Here is a 16,337-nt window from a genome sequence, read left to right on the forward strand (position 1 = left end):
GGAACCTTTTTTGGTTCAGGACTCACTGAGAGGACTCACTGAGACGCTTGGCTTCCTTTTCTTCGTGGAAGCACGCATGGGCCTCTTTGAGGAGTCCGGGAATGCGGTCGGCAAAGGGGCTGGCCGAAAGGCAGCTCCAGTTATGCGCATCCACATCAACCGCCTGCTCGCCCGGGAACCAGTGCCCGGCATTGCCCAACAGGTTGTAGCGCATTTTTGCGAATTCAGTAATCCCAAGCCCCTTTTCAAACGTCCATAAGCGCAGGATTTCCCTCACATTGATATGCCCTGGAGTTTCCGTATGGAGGGGAAGGCCCTTGTGCCACTGATGAACCCAATCCGCGCCCAAATCATTTTCCAAGGATTGGACGATCCGCTCCTCGATTTCTCCAACCATTGGAGAATTCCAATGGTTGGACACCGCCGCCACATGCTCATCGAAATCAGTTGGCTTCGCCGCGCCGATGCTCAGTGTATGCACTTCTGGCCGGGCCAGACAGTAGAGGCCGTTCCATTGCATGGGCGTTAGCGGGCTGCACAGCTTAGCCATCTTTTCCGTAGGATTATAGAGCATGCCGCCCTTGTCGTTGGGGCTGATGATAAACACGCCCATATCCATTTTCGCCGCGCTTTCCACCATCGGCCAGTGCAGCTGGTCGTAGATGAAATACCAATGCAGGTTCACATAATCGAACTCGCCGGATTCGCACACCGGCGAAACCACATCGGGCCCGGCATGGGTCGAAAATCCGCAAAAGCGAACCCGGCCCTCCTTCTGCAGTTGCCGGACGGCATCAACGCAACCGCCCTTTTTTAGGCAGGTTTCCATGTCATCGAGCGTATTAATGCCGTGGATGGCGAGAAAATCGATGTGCTCGAGTTGGAGATAGTTCATCGAGGTTTCGAACGTTTCAAGAAACTCCTTCGCGGTTTTCTTCACGCCGATTTTGGTTTGCACCAGCAGCTTGCTGCGGTCGATCTTCGGCAGCACCCACCCCAGCTGCATTTCGGACGGGCCATAGCCGCGTGCCGTTTCAATATGGTTGATGCCCAGCTCCAGCGCATAGTGAATGCAGTCTTCGAGGTTTTCTTGAATTTTCGGATCAATTTTCCCCGGATCTAAATCATCCCACCCCTGCTGATAGCGCATGCCGCCGCAGGTCAGCACCGGCATCTGCACTTCTGTTCTTCCAAATCGTTTCGTTGGCACCTTCATCCTAAATTCCTATCCGATTATATTTCAAACACGAAGGCACCAAGGGCACAAAGATCTACGACACTCATCGTACTTGGTGCTCTTGGTATCTTCGTGTTTCTACTTCTTGTCAAGTTCGCTGCGGATCAGCTCTGCTGTTTTTGTTCCAATGCCCGGAGCTTCGGCAATCTGCTCAACCGTAGCGCGGCTCAGCCGGACAATCGATCCAAAGTGCTTCAGAAGCATCTCCTTTTTCGCGTTTCCAATCCCTGGAATTTCATCGAGGCGCGATTCCATGATGCGCTGCCTTCGCAGATCGCGGTGATAGGTAATGGCGAAGCGGTGCGCCTCATCGCGCAGGCGCGTCACCACCGTCAGCCCGTCCGAGTGGCGGGGCAGCACCAGATTTCCCGAATTGGATTCATAGTCCCAAACCACCTCCTCGTACCGCTTGGCCAGCCCCACGATGGGCAGATCGTCCAGCCCTAGCGCCAACAGCTCGGCCTTGGCGGCGCGCAGCTGCGTGATGCCGCCGTCCACCATCACCAACTCCGGCATCGGCTTGTTTTCGCGCTGCAGGCGCGAATAGCGCCGGCGCACCACCTCGGCCATCGAGCGCGGATCGTCTGCGCCCTCGACCGTTTTGATGCGGAAGCGGCGGTAGCGGTTGGGATACGGCACGCCATCGACTGAACACACCATGCTGGCCACGGAATTGGTTCCTGATATATTGGAAATATCGAAGCACTCGATCACGCGAGGCTCCGCCGTCAGCTTCAACTGCTTTTTGAGTTCCTTCAGCCCCAGCCTCGCCTCGGCCTGCTTCATTTTTGGCGACTTGCGCACCTTGGCCTTTTCCTTCACCGCGTGATGGAGATGGAGCAGCATGTCGCGCAGCGCGGCGGCATCTTCAAACCGATGCTCCAACGCCGCGGTTTCCATTTCGGCGCGCAGCTCCTTAAGCATTTCCATGCGCTCGCCCCGCAGAAAGGCGCAGGCGTCTTCCACGCGCAGACGGTATTCCTCTTGAGTAACCTTTCCCACACACGGCGCCGAACAGTTGGCGATAATGTCGTTGCTGCAGTGCTTATAGGTGTCGGCGTCCGGCTCGCGCGGACGGCACCGGCGCAGGCCGAAGCGCCGCTCCAAAAACTCGACCGCCACCTTCGCCGCCATGCCCGAGGTATAGGGGCCGAAATAGGCCGCACCGTCTTTCTTCTTGATCCGGCATTTTCCAATGGTTGGAAACGGGTGCTGCACATCCACGCGAATCATCACAAAGCGCTTGTCGTCCTTCCACAGCGTATTGTAGTGAGGGCGGTATTCCTTGATCAGCTTGCCTTCCGTCAGAATCGCCTCCGCCTCCGACTTGAGCACCACAATGTCGAAATCCGCAATCGAGCTGATCAGGCTGCGGATCTTCGGCTGCGCCGTGCGTTTGGTATGCTGCCGGAAATAGCTCCGCACACGTTTGCGCAACGAAGCCGCCTTGCCGACATAGATGATCTTGCCGTCGCGGTCGCGCATCAGGTAGCACCCCGGTTCGTCCGGCAGCGCCTTCAGCTTGGTCTTGATGTTTTCAGTCAACGGCATAGGCAGGATTAAACCACGAAGGCGGCGCGGCCAAAAGACCAGTTTCCCGCCACTTCTCTGGAATTAAGGCTTGTGCTTGTTTAGACGAGGTATAAGCATGCCCCGAGGTTTGGAACATGGATATCCCAATTAACATCCTGAAGGAAATCTGGCTGGTCACCACGGCGATGGCGCCGTATTTGCTGTTTGGCTTCCTGATGGCCGGCGTGCTTTCCGTTCTGATTTCGAAGGATTATGTCCGCCGGCATCTGGGCGGGCATGGCGTGCTAGGCTCGGTCAAGGCGGCACTGATCGGCGTGCCGATGCCGATCTGCTCGTGCGGCGTCATCCCGCTGGCCGCCTCGCTCCGCAAACATGGCGCCAGCCGGGGCGCAACCGCCTCGTTCCTCGCCTCAACGCCGCAAACCGGCGTAGACAGCCTAATGATCACCTATGCCCTGCTCGGCTGGGTGTTCGCCCTATTCCGCGCCATGGCGGCTTTTGTTTCAGGCATCGTCTGCGGCACCGCTGTTGCCGCGGTCTCGCCCAGAGACGAGGAGGCACCGCCCGAATGCCGGGACGAGTGCTGCCAGCCCAACGAACAGCCGGTGCTTAAACGCATGCTGCTGTATGGCTTCGTTTCGCTGCCCCGGGATATCTCCCGCTCCATGGCACTGGGCATTGTGGCTTCCGGCATCATCAGCGGCCTAATCCCGGACAACTTTTTTGAAGGCCAGCTGGGCAGTTCTCCAGCCACCATGTTCGTAATGCTTCTGATTGGCATTCCGCTCTACGTTTGCTCGGCGGCGTCGGTTCCCATTGCGCTCGCCTTCATCAAAGCCGGCATTTCCCCCGGCGCGGCCCTGGTGTTTTTGATTACGGGGCCGGCCACCAACGCAGCCACGCTCACGACGCTGTGGCAGATCATCGGCAAAAAGCAGCTCGGCGTGTTCCTTGCCACACTGGCGGGATGCGCGCTGCTGGCCGGAATGTTGATTAATCTTTTTACGCCGAGTCTCGGCATAATCGAGCAGGTTTGCCACGAAGGAGGAACGAACAGCATCCTGGATCTGGTCTGGACCGCCCTGCTCATCGCCGTCCTTGCCAAAGGCATGCTTCCCGAGCGGAAGCCGGCCGGCTAACGCCGCAACATCAGAGGAAAATCCGCTGCTCAAAAAATCATTCGCTCTCTCAAAAAATACCCTTTCTTTATTGGAAAAACTCACCTAAACTTTTCAGTAAGCAGTGGCGGGAAGCTAAATAGATGCAACCGAATATATATTCCATCCTAGTGGTCGATGACCACCCGATTATTCATGACGGGCTGAGAACCTTGCTTGCCAACGAGCACGACTTGGAAATCGTTACAACCGCCACCTCGGCCCGCGAAGCGTTGCAGAAACTGAAGGGTTCATTGCCCGACTTGGCCATTATCGACCTTTCGCTGGGCGATTCTGACGGCTCCTACCTGATCCAACGCATCAGAACCAAGCACCCCAAGCTGCGGATCCTGATCTACACCATGTCTGAAGAAAAGCTTTTTGCCGAACGGCTGGCAAGCGCAGGGGCAAACGGCTACATCATGAAAACATCGCCGCCGAGTATGCTCAAACAGGCCATACGCTCAGTGCTCGCCGACGAAATGTATTTCCCGGAAGATATCCTGCGGCGCATCCAAAAGTCGTCGAATGGCAGAAGCGAAGGCCCCCTAAGCCCGCTCGACAGCCTCTCCAACCGCGAAATGGACATCTTCAAGCTCATCGGCCAGGGGCTTGACGCAGCCAACATCGCCCGGAAGCTTAAGATCACCCGCAACACGGTCGACACCCACCGCATCAACATCAAGAACAAGCTGGAGCTTAAAAACGGAAAGGCGCTCGACCGCTACTCCTTCGAAGTCATCCAGCAAGGCAAGCTTCCGAAAAAGAAGTAAACGTGACGCGACTGCAAGGAGCGAGGCTTACGCGAAGCGAAGCCCCGAAGGGCAAGCCGAAGGCGAAGCAAACGTGAAACGTGAAACGTGAAACGTGAAACGTGAAACGTGAAACGTGAAACGTGAAACGTGAAACGTGAAACGTGAAACGTGAAACGTGAAAATTGTTTTGCAGCGCAGGGAGCCCTTCAAGAACAATCACGGCTCAACCGTCACTTTTCACGAAACGAATCACGACTCAACCATCACGCATTAAAAAAAAGACAGGCAGGGCGGTAAGCCGGATTCTGTTCTCCCGAAGGAGTCAGTCATTTATCTAGTGCGTTCAACCCGCGACTATTAGCGATGCGGGCAGCATCATCGTCGCCTATTTGATCTTGCTCCGGACGGGGTTTACCCTGCCCCCTCGGTTGCCCTCGGGGCGGTGGGCTCTTACCCCACCTTTTCACCCTTACCATTCCCGCTCAAAGAGCGGGCATGGCGGTATATTTTCTGCGGCACTTTCCATCCCGTGCGATATCGCACACGGGTTCCCGCGTTAACCACGGAACGTCCTGCCCTGCGGAGTCCGGACTTTCCTCCCCCCGCCGAAGCGAAGAGCGACCGATACACCCTGCCTGCTTAAAAATGATGTGAATGGTTTGTAGTTCCGCCTTTAGGCGGCTCACACGCTCTGCCGCCTAAAGGCGGAACTACGAACTTTTTTACGGCGCCGGATTGTAGACAATGCGTCCGCAAAAGTTGCAGGCCACAATCTTAGTCGGATTGCGCGCATCATTGGTCACCTGAGGCGGAAGCTTCATATGGCATCCGCCACAATGGCCGCCGGGCTCCACCATCACCACCGCGAAATCGCGCTTGTTGTTCAAGATGCGCGTGTACTTTTGGAGCAATGCTTTGTCGCAACTCTTGGCGGCGCGTGCGCGATCGGCCTTCATATGCTTGGCCTTTTCCTGCAATTCTGCGGCACGGGCATCTAGCTCGGCCAGCTCGTCGGCAATGCCTGCCATGTCTTCATCCAAGCGGGCTTTGCACTCGGCCTCGATGGCCTTGCCTTGCTCGAGGGACTCCATCAGCTGGATTTCCTTTTCTTCAAGCGCCTTGATTTCGTCCTCGGCCATGCCGATTTCCTTGACGAAAGCCCGGTATTGGTCGTTGGTCTGCGCCTCCATCTGCTGGTTTTTGTACTTCGTGATCTTTTCGTTGAGGACTTCGGCCCCAAGCTCCTGTTCTTTAAGCGTGGCTTCGGTGTGCTTCCGGCTGTCGAGCGCCATCTCCAGCTTTTGCTTAGAGCCGCTCAGCTGCGCCTCGATATCACTTTTCCGCTGCGGGATATCGCGGATTTCCCGCAAAATCTTAATGAGCCTGCGGTCTTTCTTCTGCAATGCATAAATCGGTTCCAACGGATGCGACACGGGCAACCTCCTATTCAAATTCTAAAAAACAAGCCTCAAAAGCTACTCCTTCAACGGACACAAGTCAAAGCGATGGATCGACTTATTTACTACCCGGATGCACCAGCTCCTGACCATCTTTGCACAGGGGGCAATCGGAAGGATCGTAGGTGACCGGCTCGATTTCCAGCAAACTGACCAACGGCGCATCAAATACGGCTTTGCCGCCGCTGCGGTCAACCAAAATACCGATCGCCGCCACGACACCGCCGTTTGCTTCGACAATATCAATAGTTTCCTGAACGCGTCCACCACGGGTCACCACGTCTTCGGCAATCACAAATCGCTCGCCCTCTTTGATCTTAAAGCGACGAAGCTTCAGCACATTATCTTCCTTTTCGACAAAAATAAAACGTATGCCCAGCGAGCGGGCCACTTCGTGACCGATCGTGATGCCGCCCATCGCCGGAGCAATTACGGTGTCGATCTGCAGATCGGCCAACTCGGCCTTGATCTTTTCAACCAGCGCTTCGCACAACTGGGCGGCCACACGCGGATTTTCCAACAAATGGGCGCACTGAAAAAACCGGTTGCTGTGCAATCCCGAGCGCAGTTCAAAATGGCCGTTCAACAAGGCTCCGGTACCTTCAAACATTTTCAATACTTCCTGCTGAGTCATCATCTATCTCCTTTTCAAATCAACGCGCATCTTGGAACCAAAGCCCACACGGCGGGAAGGAAAAAAAAAGCCCGTCTTGCGACGGGCCTTGTTATACGGGAGCTGCTACATCAGCGGGCCGACGGCCTGCATGAAGTCCCAGCGCTTCTTCGCATCGGCTTCAGCCAGCTTGAAGAGCCCTTCGGCTTCATCCGGAGCGGTCTTGAGCAGCGCAGTATAGCGGCGCTCGTTGCGGATGAAGGCCTGGAAGTCGCCGGTCGGAGCCTTCGCTTCCCAGGTGAATTTCTTGCCTTCTTCCGCAGCCGGATTGAAACGGTAGAGCGGCCAGTAGCCGCATTCAACCGCGTTCTTCGCGATGGTCTGCGTCTTCATCATGTCGATGCCGTGGGCAATGCATGGAGCGTAGGCGATAATGATCGAAGGACCATTGTACGCCAGCGCTTCCTGAATCGCTTTCTGCGTCTGCATGCGGTTTGCGCCCATGGAAATCTGCGCAACGTAAACCATTCCGTAGCTCATGCACATGAAGCCGAGGTTTTTTTTGCCAGAACGCATGCCGGCATTGGCAAACTTCGCCACGGCGCCGATCGGCGTGGACTTGGAAGCCTGGCCGCCGGTGTTGGAGTAGACTTCGGTATCGAGGACGAGAATGTTCACGTTCTTGCCGGAAGCAACCACGTGGTCGAGACCGCCGTAGCCAATGTCGTACGCCCAGCCGTCGCCACCGAAGATCCAGACGGCCTTGTCGATGAAGTAGTCCTGCAACTCGATCACCTTGCGGACGATCGGCGCGACTTCGGCGGAGGCTTCGGCTTTCGCGGAAGACAGCAGAATCTTCACCGCGTTCTGGGCGGCAAGCGCTTCGTCGCCGAATTCGTTGTCCACACAGATTTCAATCGCCTTGTTCAGGGCGGCCGTCAGGTCTGCGGTGGTTCCGATTTCGAGCAGCTGCGCAACATTCTGTCGCAACAGCGCACGGTTGTTGTCGACCGCGAGACGGAAGCCCATGCCGTATTCGGCATTGTCTTCGAAGAGCGAGTTCGCCCAAGACGGGCCACGACCTTCGGCACTCTTGCAGTACGGGATGGTCGGGAACGTGCCGCCGTAAATCGAGGAGCAGCCCGTGGCGTTGGCCACGATCATGTGCTCGCCGCAAACCTGCGTAACAAGCTTCACGTACGGGGTTTCACCGCAGCCGGCGCAGGCGCCGGAAAACTCGAACAGCGGCTTCTTGAACTGCAGCCCCTTGACGGTGGCCGGATTGGCGCCGTCGAGAACGTTGTTCGGCAGGGCATCAAAGAAGTATGCGTTTTCAACTTCGCCGGCTTCTTTTTCATCTTCCAGCGTAGTGAACTCAAGCGCCTTGCTCTTTGCTGGGCAGGTTTCAACGCAAACGCCGCACCCCGTGCAGTCTTCAACATAGATCTGGATCTTGTAGTCGAGATCCTTGCCGTTCTTGGTCTTGGACTTAACGGTATTGAAGGTTTCCGGAGCGGAACCCAGCTCAGCCGGATCGATCTGCTTGGCGCGGATGACCGCATGCGGGCAGGCCATGACGCACTGGTTGCACTGGATGCAGTTTTCGCTGAGCCATTTCGGAACGCGCGGACCAATGCCCCGTTTTTCGATCTTGGTGGTTCCGGTCGGCAGGGAGCCGTCGCAGGTCAGCTTCGAAACCGGAATGTCGTCGCCCTTCAGCATCATGGAAGGAAGGATTACATCTTTCATGAATCCGCAGGCGTCGGCAGGAATCAGATCCGGCAGCACGTAGGACTTGGTGATCTCGGAAGGAACCTCGACCTTTTCGATGGCGGCAACGGAGGAATCGATGGCCTTCCAGTTCATTTCGACGATGTCCATGCCCTTGCGCTCGAAGGTTTTCTTGGCGTAATCCTTAATGAGCTGAATGGACTTCTCGGCCGGCAGCACGCCGGAGAGTTCGAAGTAGACCGTCTGCATGACCGTGTTGATGCGGCCACCCAAACCAACATCCATAGCAATCTGCAGCGCGTTGACGTTATAGAAGTTGATCTTGCGGTCGATGATGATCTGCTGCTCTTCCTTCGTGAGGTGGTTGAATACTTCCGAAGTCGGGATTTCCGAGTTGAGCACGAACGTTCCGCCTTCGGCGATCGCACCGAGCATGTCGTAGCGGCCGATGTATGAAACGTTGTGGCAGGCCACATAGCCGGCGTGCTGGATGAGGTACGGATAGTTTACGCCGCTTTCGCCGAAACGAAGGTGGGAAACGGTAACACCGCCAGACTTCTTGGAGTCGTATACGAAGTACGCCTGCGCCTTCATGTCGGTGTTGTCGCCGATAATCTTAATGGTGTTCTTGCAGGCACCGACCGTCCCGTCCGAACCGAAGCCCCAGAAGATGGAGCTCTTCACATCAGCCGGTTCAATATCGAGTTCAGCGCCCACCGGAATAGAGAGATTGGTCACGTCGTCGTTGATGCCGACCGTGAAGCCGTGCCACGCTCCGGCGTCGATGTGGTCGTAGATTCCCTTGACCATGGCCGGAGTGAATTCCTTGGAGGAGAGGCCGTAGCGTCCGCCAATGATCTTGCAGCCCTTGCCTTCGAGCGAGGCGACCACGTCAAGATAAAGCGGCTCGCCCAACGCACCCGGCTCTTTCGTACGGTCAAGCACGATAATCTTTTTAGCGGTTTCCGGAATGCAGCCGACAAAGGCCTTGGCGGAGAACGGACGGTAGAGACGAACCTTGACGAGACCGAGCTTTTCGCCGTTGGCATTGAGTTTTTCAATGGTTTGCTCGATGGTGTCGCAGGCGGAGCCCATGGCGATGACGACTTTTTCGGCATCGGGTGCACCGACATAGTCGAAGAGGTTGTACTTGCGTCCAACCGCCGCACCGACCTTGTCCATGTATTCCTGAACGATTTCCGGAATGGCGTCGTAGTATTTGTTGCTGGTTTCGCGACCCTGGAAATAGACGTCGGGGTTCTGCGCGGCCACCTTAAGGACCGGGTTTTCCGGGCGCAGGGCGCGGTTGCGGAAACGCTCGACGTATTCCGGTTCCATCAGTGACTGCATCACATCGTAGCTGACGTCCTCGACCTTCTGGATTTCGTGCGAGGTGCGGAAGCCGTCGAAGAAGTTGAGAAAAGGAATCTCGGCTTTGAGCGTGGCCAGGTGGGAAACAATACCCAGATCCATGGTTTCCTGAATCGAGCTAGCCGCCATTAAAGCCCAACCGGTGTTGCGAACGGACATCACATCCGAATGGTCGCCGAAAATGGAGAGCGACTGGGCGGCGAGCGAACGGGCGGAAACGTGGAAAACTGCCGGGAGCATTTCACCAGCGATCTTATACATGTTGGGGATCATCAGCAGAAGCCCCTGCGAGGCGGTGAAGGTGGTCGTCAGAGAACCGGCGCTCAACGCCCCATGCGCCGCTCCGGCCGCTCCGGCTTCGGACTGCATTTCGACCACATTCAGTTCTTTTCCGAAAAGATTCTTGCGCCCTTGCGTGGCCCAAACTTCGGCCACTTCACCCATCACGGTCGACGGGGTGATCGGATAGATTGCTGCAATATCTGAAAACGCATACGCAACGTGCGCGGCAGCGGTATTACCATCGATGGTAACCATTTTTTTGCTCATGTGAGTCTACTCCTTAGTTAAGCATCCCTTGAATTTGAAAAAGTACGAAATTTATACCTATTTAACACTTCTCGACACGGGTCTCCCCGTAAAAGCCCCGCATATTCCCAGAACTCCGCCGAATTAAAAGTTTTTTTAGCATGAATTTTTACGGCAAAACGACCTAAACCACCTATTGAAACTCAGTTTAAATAAGGAATGCGGCCGCTTTCGGGTTGAAGTTGTCTTTTTTGCATTGAGTCGCGCTCAAAATAAAGGACATTTGCACCCGCAACTGTAATTTCCGCTCCCAAATTAAACACGTAAGGATTGAAATCGACTGCTTATTCATGGATAAAGGGCGCTCCTTTTTAAAATACAGGATTTTTATGAGCGAAGAACTTAAGACCACCAATTTCATCCACGACATCATTGATGCCGACCTCGCCTCCGGAAAACGCACGGAAGTGGTTACCCGCTTCCCGCCGGAACCCAATGGCTATCTCCACATCGGCCACGCAAAAGCCATCTGCCTCGACTTCGGCACCGCCGAAAAATACAACGGGAAGTGCCATCTCCGCTTTGACGACACCAACCCCGAGGCCGAAGACGAAGAATACGTGCAGGCCATTCAGGAAGACATCAAATGGCTCGGCTTCAACTGGGGCGAGAATCTTTTCTGGGCCTCCAACTATTTCGACGCCATGTATGAATACGCCGTCCGGCTTATTAATAAGGGTAAGGCCTACGTCTGCGAGCTCACGCAAGAAGAGTTCAAAGACTACCGCGGCGCTCCCACCGAACCCGGCAAAGAACCGCCCGGGCGCGACCGCTCTATAGAGGAAAACCTCGAGCTCTTCGAAAAAATGAAAAACGGCGGTTTCAAAGACGGCGCCTGCGTGCTGCGCGTCAAGATCGACATGACCTCCCCCAACCTGCACCTGCGCGACCCCGCCATCTACCGCATCAAAACCGCAACGCACCACAACACCGGCGACAAATGGTGCATCTACCCGATGTACGACTTCGCCCATTGCATCGAAGACTCCATCGAAGGCGTCACCCACTCCATGTGCACGCTTGAGTTCGAAGTGCACCGCCCGCTCTACGACTGGATCCTCCGCGAACTGGACGTTTTTCAGCCCCAGCAGATCGAATTTTCGCGCCTCAACCTCACCTACACCGTCATGAGCAAGCGCAAGCTGCTGGAGCTCGTGAACGAAAAGCTCGTCAACGGCTGGGACGACCCCCGCATGCCGACGCTCTGCGGCATGCGCCGCCGCGGCTTCAGCGCCGAGTCCATCCGCAAGCTCTGCGACATCGTCGGCTGCACCAAAGTCGAAAGCATCTCCGAAGTCGAGCTGCTCGAAAGCTGCGTCCGCGACAACCTCAACGAAAACTCGCTACGCGCCATGGCCGTGGTCGACCCCATTAAAGTGGTGATTGAAAACTATCCCGACGAACTCGAAGAAGAGTTCGAGCTTCCCAACCATCCCCAGAAAGAAGAGAAAGGCAAGCGCACCGTGCCCTTCAGCCGCGAGCTGTGGATTGAACGCACCGACTACAAAGACGACGCGCCCAACAAATTTAAAGGCTTCACCCTCGGCCGGGAAGTCCGTCTGCGCGGCGCCTACCTCGCCACCTGCAACGAAGTCATTAAGGATGCCGACGGCGAAGTGACCGAGCTGCGCTGCACCTACGACCCCGAAACCAAAGGCGGAAGCGCCCCCGATGGTCGGAAAGTAAAAAGCACCATCCACTGGGTTTCCGCCAAGCACGCCGTCGACACCGAAGTGCGCCTCTACGACCGCCTCTTCACCGTCGAAAACCCGCTGGCCGACAAAGAGGCCGACTTCAAAGACTTCCTCAACCCGGAATCGTTGCAGCTGATCACCGCCAAGCTCGAACCCGGCCTCGCCAAAGCCAAGCCCGGCACCCGATTCCAGTTCGAGCGCGTCGGCTACTTCTGCGCCGACAAGGACTCCACCGAGGAAGCCCCCGTCTTCAACCGCACCCTAACCCTCCGCGCCCCCAAGAAGGTTATGTAATTTCTTCACCACGGAGAACACGGAGTCACAGAGAACCCTCCGAGCCTCCGTGTTCTCTAGCGAAGCGGGTGGTAAAACCCAATTTCAAGAATAAGGATTATCCCATGTTAGAAACACCTTTCTTTGACCCCGTTCCGTTTGCCTCCAAAGACCTGAACATTTCCGCCCGGCAAGTCACTGCCGTTGCGAAGCTGTTTGCCGAGGGCAACACCGTCCCGTTCATCGCCCGCTACCGCAAGGAGGCGCACGGCAACCTCGACGAAGTCCAGATTACCGACATTCAGGAAAAGCTGACCTACTACAACACGCTCGAAGCGCGCCGGGTAACCATCCTCAACTCCATCGAGGAACAGGGAAAGCTGACCGACGACCTCCGGCTGAAGATCGAGGAGTGCCAATCGAAGACCACGCTCGAAGACCTCTACCTGCCCTACAAACCTAAACGCCGCACACGTGCGATGATTGCAAAAGAAAAAGGCCTCGAACCGCTGGCCGAGTTGATTCTGACGCAAGCCGCCACCGGAGACGCGGAGACCGAAGCCGCCAAGTTCATCAACGAGGAAAAAGAAGTCGCCTCCGCAGAAGAAGCCCTGGCCGGCGCACGCGACATTATTGCCGAGCAGGTTGCTGAAAAAGCGGAGGTGCGCGCGCTCATCCGCGAAGCCTATTTCAAGACCGGCGCCATCACCTCCGTGCCCGCCATCGCATCCAAGGCCGACGAAGATTCCAAATACAAAGACTACTTTGATTTCTCCCAGCCCATCGGCGATATCCCGTCGCACCGCTACCTCGCCATCCGCCGCGGCGAAACCGAGGGCGAGTTGCGTCGCAAGCTCGTGATTGATGCCGACCCGCAGATCGAGCGCATGAAAGAAATCTGCGAAACCAACCCCGCCTCGCCGTTTTATCCCGAAATGGAAAAAGCGATGCACGATGCCTACAAGCGGCTGCTCACCACCAGCGTTGAAATCGACGTCTCGGTTGAAATGAAAATGAAGGCCGACCGCTCCGCCGTCGAGGTCTTCGCCAAAAACCTGCGCAGCCTGCTGCTGGCGGCGCCCTACGGCGAAAAGCCCATCATCGGCATCGACCCCGGCCTACGCACCGGCTGCAAATGCGTGGCTGTCGACGCCACCGGAAAATACCTCGACACCATCACCATCTATTTGGCCCAAAGCGACGCCAAAACACGGCAGGCCAACATCGACCTCTCCAGCTTCATCGAAAAGCACCAGCCCCAAGCCATCGCCGTCGGCAACGGAACAGCCGGACGCGAAACCGAAGCGTTTGCCAAGGCCCTGCTCAAAGACATGCAAGTCTCCAACATCAGCGTCGTCTCCGTCAGCGAAGCCGGCGCCTCGGTCTACAGCGCATCGCCCGTCGCCCGCGAAGAATTCCCCGACCTCGATCTCACCATCCGCGGCGCCATCTCCATCGCCCGCCGTTTGCAGGATCCGCTGGCCGAACTCGTGAAGGTGGATCCCAAATCCATCGGCGTCGGGCAATACCAGCACGACGTCTACCAGCAGCTGCTCAAGGACAAGCTCGACGAAGTGGTCGTGAGTTGCGTGAACCACGTTGGCGTGGAGCTCAACACCGCCAGCGCTCCCCTGCTCTCTCGCGTGGCAGGCATCGGCGACAGCCTCGCCAAAAAGATTGTTGAATACCGCAACGAACACGGCGCATTCAAAAGCCGGAAGGAAGTCCTCGATGTTGCCGGTCTCGGTCCGCGCGCCTTTGAACAGGCGGCCGGCTTCCTGCGCATCCATGGAGGCACCCAGCCGCTCGACGCCTCCGCCGTCCACCCCGAGCGCTACAAGCTGGTCGAGCAGATTGCCGCCGACCTCGGCGAGCCGCTCGAAAAACTCGTCGGCAACGTTGACGTCGTCAGCCAAGTAAAGCTCAGCACCTATATCAGCGACGACGTCGGCGAGCTGACGCTGAAAGACATTATCGACGAACTCAAAAAACCCGGCCGAGATCCCCGCGAACAGTTCGAAGCCGTCGGCTTCCGCGAAGACGTCATGACGATGAAGGACCTCAAAGAAGGCATGGAACTGAAAGGCATCGTCACCAACGTTACCGCCTTCGGGGCGTTCATCGACGTCGGCGTACACCAAGACGGCCTCGTCCACATTTCCCAGCTTTCCGACAACTACGTCAAAGATCCGGCCGATGTGGTTCAAGCTGGCGACCGCATCGCTGTCCGCGTTTTGGAAATCGACCTAAAACGCAAGCGCATTTCGCTCACCGCCAAAAAGAAACAGACCGCGAAAGCACCGAACAAACAGCCTCAGGGCCAACGTCGGCCAAACAAGCCGCAAGCTCCGCAACGCGACAACCGTCCGCCCAAGCCAAAAGGCTTCAGCAACAATCCTTTCGAGGGACTGTAGGGAAAATATATAGAAGACACAAAGAGCACGAAGCTTTGAGTCCTTAGTGTCTTTGTGTTTATACTTTCGTTAGAGAAGCAGGCCAGCGCGGACTTCGGCGGCGAGACTGGGACTGCTGCATTCGGCGATGACCTTGAGCGCAAACTCAAAGGCGGTGCCGGGGCCTTGGCTGGTGATGAGGCGGCCGTCGACCACAACAATCTCGTTCACGGGCTGCACATTCGCAGGAAGCTTTGCTTCAACGCCGGGATAGCAGGTAAACTTTTTGCCTTCCAGAATTCCAGCGGCGTGAAGCGCCAGCGCGGACGCGCAGATGGCGCCGACCCATTTGCCCTGCTCGGTAAAGTCACGAAGCGCCTGCTGGACGCCGGCGTGCTCGCTCAGCGCCATGGTGCCGCCAAACCCGCCGGGTAGCAGGAGGACATCGAAGTCGTCGGGATTGATTGCATCCCAATCGGTGTCGGCCACCAGCTTGACCCCGCGCGAGGCCTCAATGGTTCCGGCGGAGAGCCCCGCCACCGTAACGTCCCATTCAGCGCGGCGCAGCGTGTCGATGATGATAACGGCTTCCATCTCTTCGCAGCCGTTGGCGATCGGTACCAATGCTTTCATGTTTGACCTCCGGTGTTTCGTGATCCGTGACGATTGAAACGTGATTTTAAAAGTCACGGCTCAATCGTCACTCGTCATTAATAACTTTTCTCAACCCGTCCACAACTTCTTTGCGCATGGACTCGGAAATGGGTTTGTCGAAGGTTTCTTGCAGCACCTCAACCAACCGTTCGCCTTTGCAGATCACGACCCCGTTCACATTCATAATATCTTCGGGAAGCTTAGTGCCCAAAAAGCACAGTACCGAGTGCATCGGCAGATCGCCGCATCCGGCATCGTCGATCCACGACACCAGCTCCGTAGTGGCCGCCTTGACTTGTTTGAGCGGCGGGCGCGACGGTTCTTTTCCGCCGGCATAAAGCCGGCCTTCACGGAATTCGACCGAGCCCTTCCAGTTTTTGGTTTCCACCACGAATACACCGGCCGGCCCGACAATGATATGGTCAAAGTTTTGTTTGCCGCCACCGAGCCGCAGTCCGTTGAATACGGTGTATTCCGAACTCAGAAACGCCAGCTCGTGCGCCACCCATTCTTCGCCCTTTGCGCCCTTGAGAAAGTTGCCCAGCCGGCGGTCGCCCCAAACCAACAGAAAGGCGGTTGCCAAAGCCACGAGGAAAAAAAGGATGCCCACGTGCGAAATGCTAAGGTTCGGAAAGGGCAGCCAGGCGCGGATCAAGTAGCCCGAAACCAGGCAAACCAGCAACAGCGGCCAGAAGGCGCGCAACAGACCCAAAACACGCGGCGCTTCGCCGGGGCTTCCATAAACCTGCGCAAAACGGCTGCTCAAAGCTTCATTCAGATTTTCCATAGGCGGAAACTATAGAATAAGCGTCAGGCCGACACAATAACCGACCGGAATAAGTCTCTTTTTTACTGACGGCCCAGCGGAGCCTTAGTATATA

Annotated in this window: 11 protein-coding genes and 1 other RNA gene; 4 read left to right on the forward strand and 8 right to left on the reverse strand. The window is 56.5% G+C overall.

Translation table 11 applies throughout. From position 1 onward, the window contains the following. Nucleotides 1-22: 22 nt before the first annotated feature. Both SCARR_RS10105 and SCARR_RS10110 read right to left on the reverse strand, forming a co-directional pair. Entirely contained in the window at nt 23-1,216 is a 1,194-nt protein-coding gene (locus SCARR_RS10105; RefSeq protein ID WP_222846252.1) for an aldo/keto reductase, read from the reverse strand. A gap of 99 nt (nt 1,217-1,315) precedes the next feature. Next, complete coding sequence (locus SCARR_RS10110; protein WP_136061466.1) at nt 1,316-2,788, reverse strand: excinuclease ABC subunit UvrC; 1,473 nt, start codon at nt 2,786-2,788, stop codon at nt 1,316-1,318. Between the two features lie 116 nt (nt 2,789-2,904). Here SCARR_RS10110 and SCARR_RS10115 point away from each other — a divergent pair, with 116 nt between their 5' ends. Both SCARR_RS10115 and SCARR_RS10120 read left to right on the forward strand, forming a co-directional pair. Then, complete coding sequence (locus tag SCARR_RS10115) at nt 2,905-3,909, forward strand: permease (protein WP_136061467.1); 1,005 nt, start codon at nt 2,905-2,907, stop codon at nt 3,907-3,909. 122 nt (nt 3,910-4,031) lie between these two features. Further along, on the forward strand, nt 4,032-4,700 hold the full coding sequence (locus tag SCARR_RS10120; protein ID WP_136061468.1) for a response regulator transcription factor: 669 nt from the start codon (nt 4,032-4,034) through the stop codon (nt 4,698-4,700). Between the two features lie 260 nt (nt 4,701-4,960). Here the strand turns inward: SCARR_RS10120 and rnpB are convergent. The 4 genes from rnpB to nifJ all read right to left on the reverse strand — a co-directional run bounded on the left by rnpB (nt 4,961) and on the right by nifJ (nt 10,403). Further along, nucleotides 4,961-5,320: RNase P RNA component class A (gene rnpB / locus SCARR_RS10125), an RNA gene on the reverse strand. Between the two features lie 84 nt (nt 5,321-5,404). Beyond that, the gene (locus SCARR_RS10130) at nt 5,405-6,115 is read right to left on the reverse strand and encodes a zinc ribbon domain-containing protein (protein ID WP_136061469.1); all 711 of its coding nucleotides are present in this window, start codon (nt 6,113-6,115) and stop codon (nt 5,405-5,407) included. An 82-nt stretch (nt 6,116-6,197) separates the two neighbouring features. Then, nucleotides 6,198-6,776: an orotate phosphoribosyltransferase gene (gene pyrE, locus SCARR_RS10135; RefSeq protein WP_222846253.1), complete on the reverse strand. Its 579-nt coding sequence runs from the start codon at nt 6,774-6,776 to the stop codon at nt 6,198-6,200. 102 nt (nt 6,777-6,878) lie between these two features. Beyond that, the gene (gene nifJ, locus SCARR_RS10140) at nt 6,879-10,403 is read right to left on the reverse strand and encodes a pyruvate:ferredoxin (flavodoxin) oxidoreductase (RefSeq protein WP_136061470.1); all 3,525 of its coding nucleotides are present in this window, start codon (nt 10,401-10,403) and stop codon (nt 6,879-6,881) included. 368 nt (nt 10,404-10,771) lie between these two features. On the opposite strand from nifJ, the gene SCARR_RS10145 reads away from it, so the two are divergent. Together SCARR_RS10145 and SCARR_RS10150 are read left to right on the forward strand one after the other, a co-directional pair. Then, the gene (locus SCARR_RS10145; RefSeq protein ID WP_136061471.1) at nt 10,772-12,430 is read left to right on the forward strand and encodes a glutamine--tRNA ligase/YqeY domain fusion protein; all 1,659 of its coding nucleotides are present in this window, start codon (nt 10,772-10,774) and stop codon (nt 12,428-12,430) included. A gap of 104 nt (nt 12,431-12,534) precedes the next feature. Then, nucleotides 12,535-14,823, forward strand: a complete 2,289-nt coding sequence (locus SCARR_RS10150; protein ID WP_136061472.1) for a Tex family protein — start codon at nt 12,535-12,537, stop codon at nt 14,821-14,823. A 69-nt stretch (nt 14,824-14,892) separates the two neighbouring features. On the opposite strand, the gene SCARR_RS10155 is transcribed toward SCARR_RS10150, so the two are convergent. Both SCARR_RS10155 and SCARR_RS10160 read right to left on the reverse strand, forming a co-directional pair. Next, the gene (locus SCARR_RS10155) at nt 14,893-15,435 is read right to left on the reverse strand and encodes a DJ-1 family glyoxalase III (RefSeq protein ID WP_136061473.1); all 543 of its coding nucleotides are present in this window, start codon (nt 15,433-15,435) and stop codon (nt 14,893-14,895) included. A 67-nt stretch (nt 15,436-15,502) separates the two neighbouring features. Further along, nucleotides 15,503-16,243, reverse strand: coding sequence for a nuclease-related domain-containing protein (locus SCARR_RS10160; RefSeq protein WP_136061474.1), 741 nt, complete (start codon nt 16,241-16,243; stop codon nt 15,503-15,505). Nucleotides 16,244-16,337: the final 94 nt, after the last annotated feature.

This window comes from Pontiella sulfatireligans (assembly GCF_900890705.1).
Taxonomy (GTDB): Bacteria; Verrucomicrobiota; Kiritimatiellia; order Kiritimatiellales; family Pontiellaceae; genus Pontiella; species Pontiella sulfatireligans.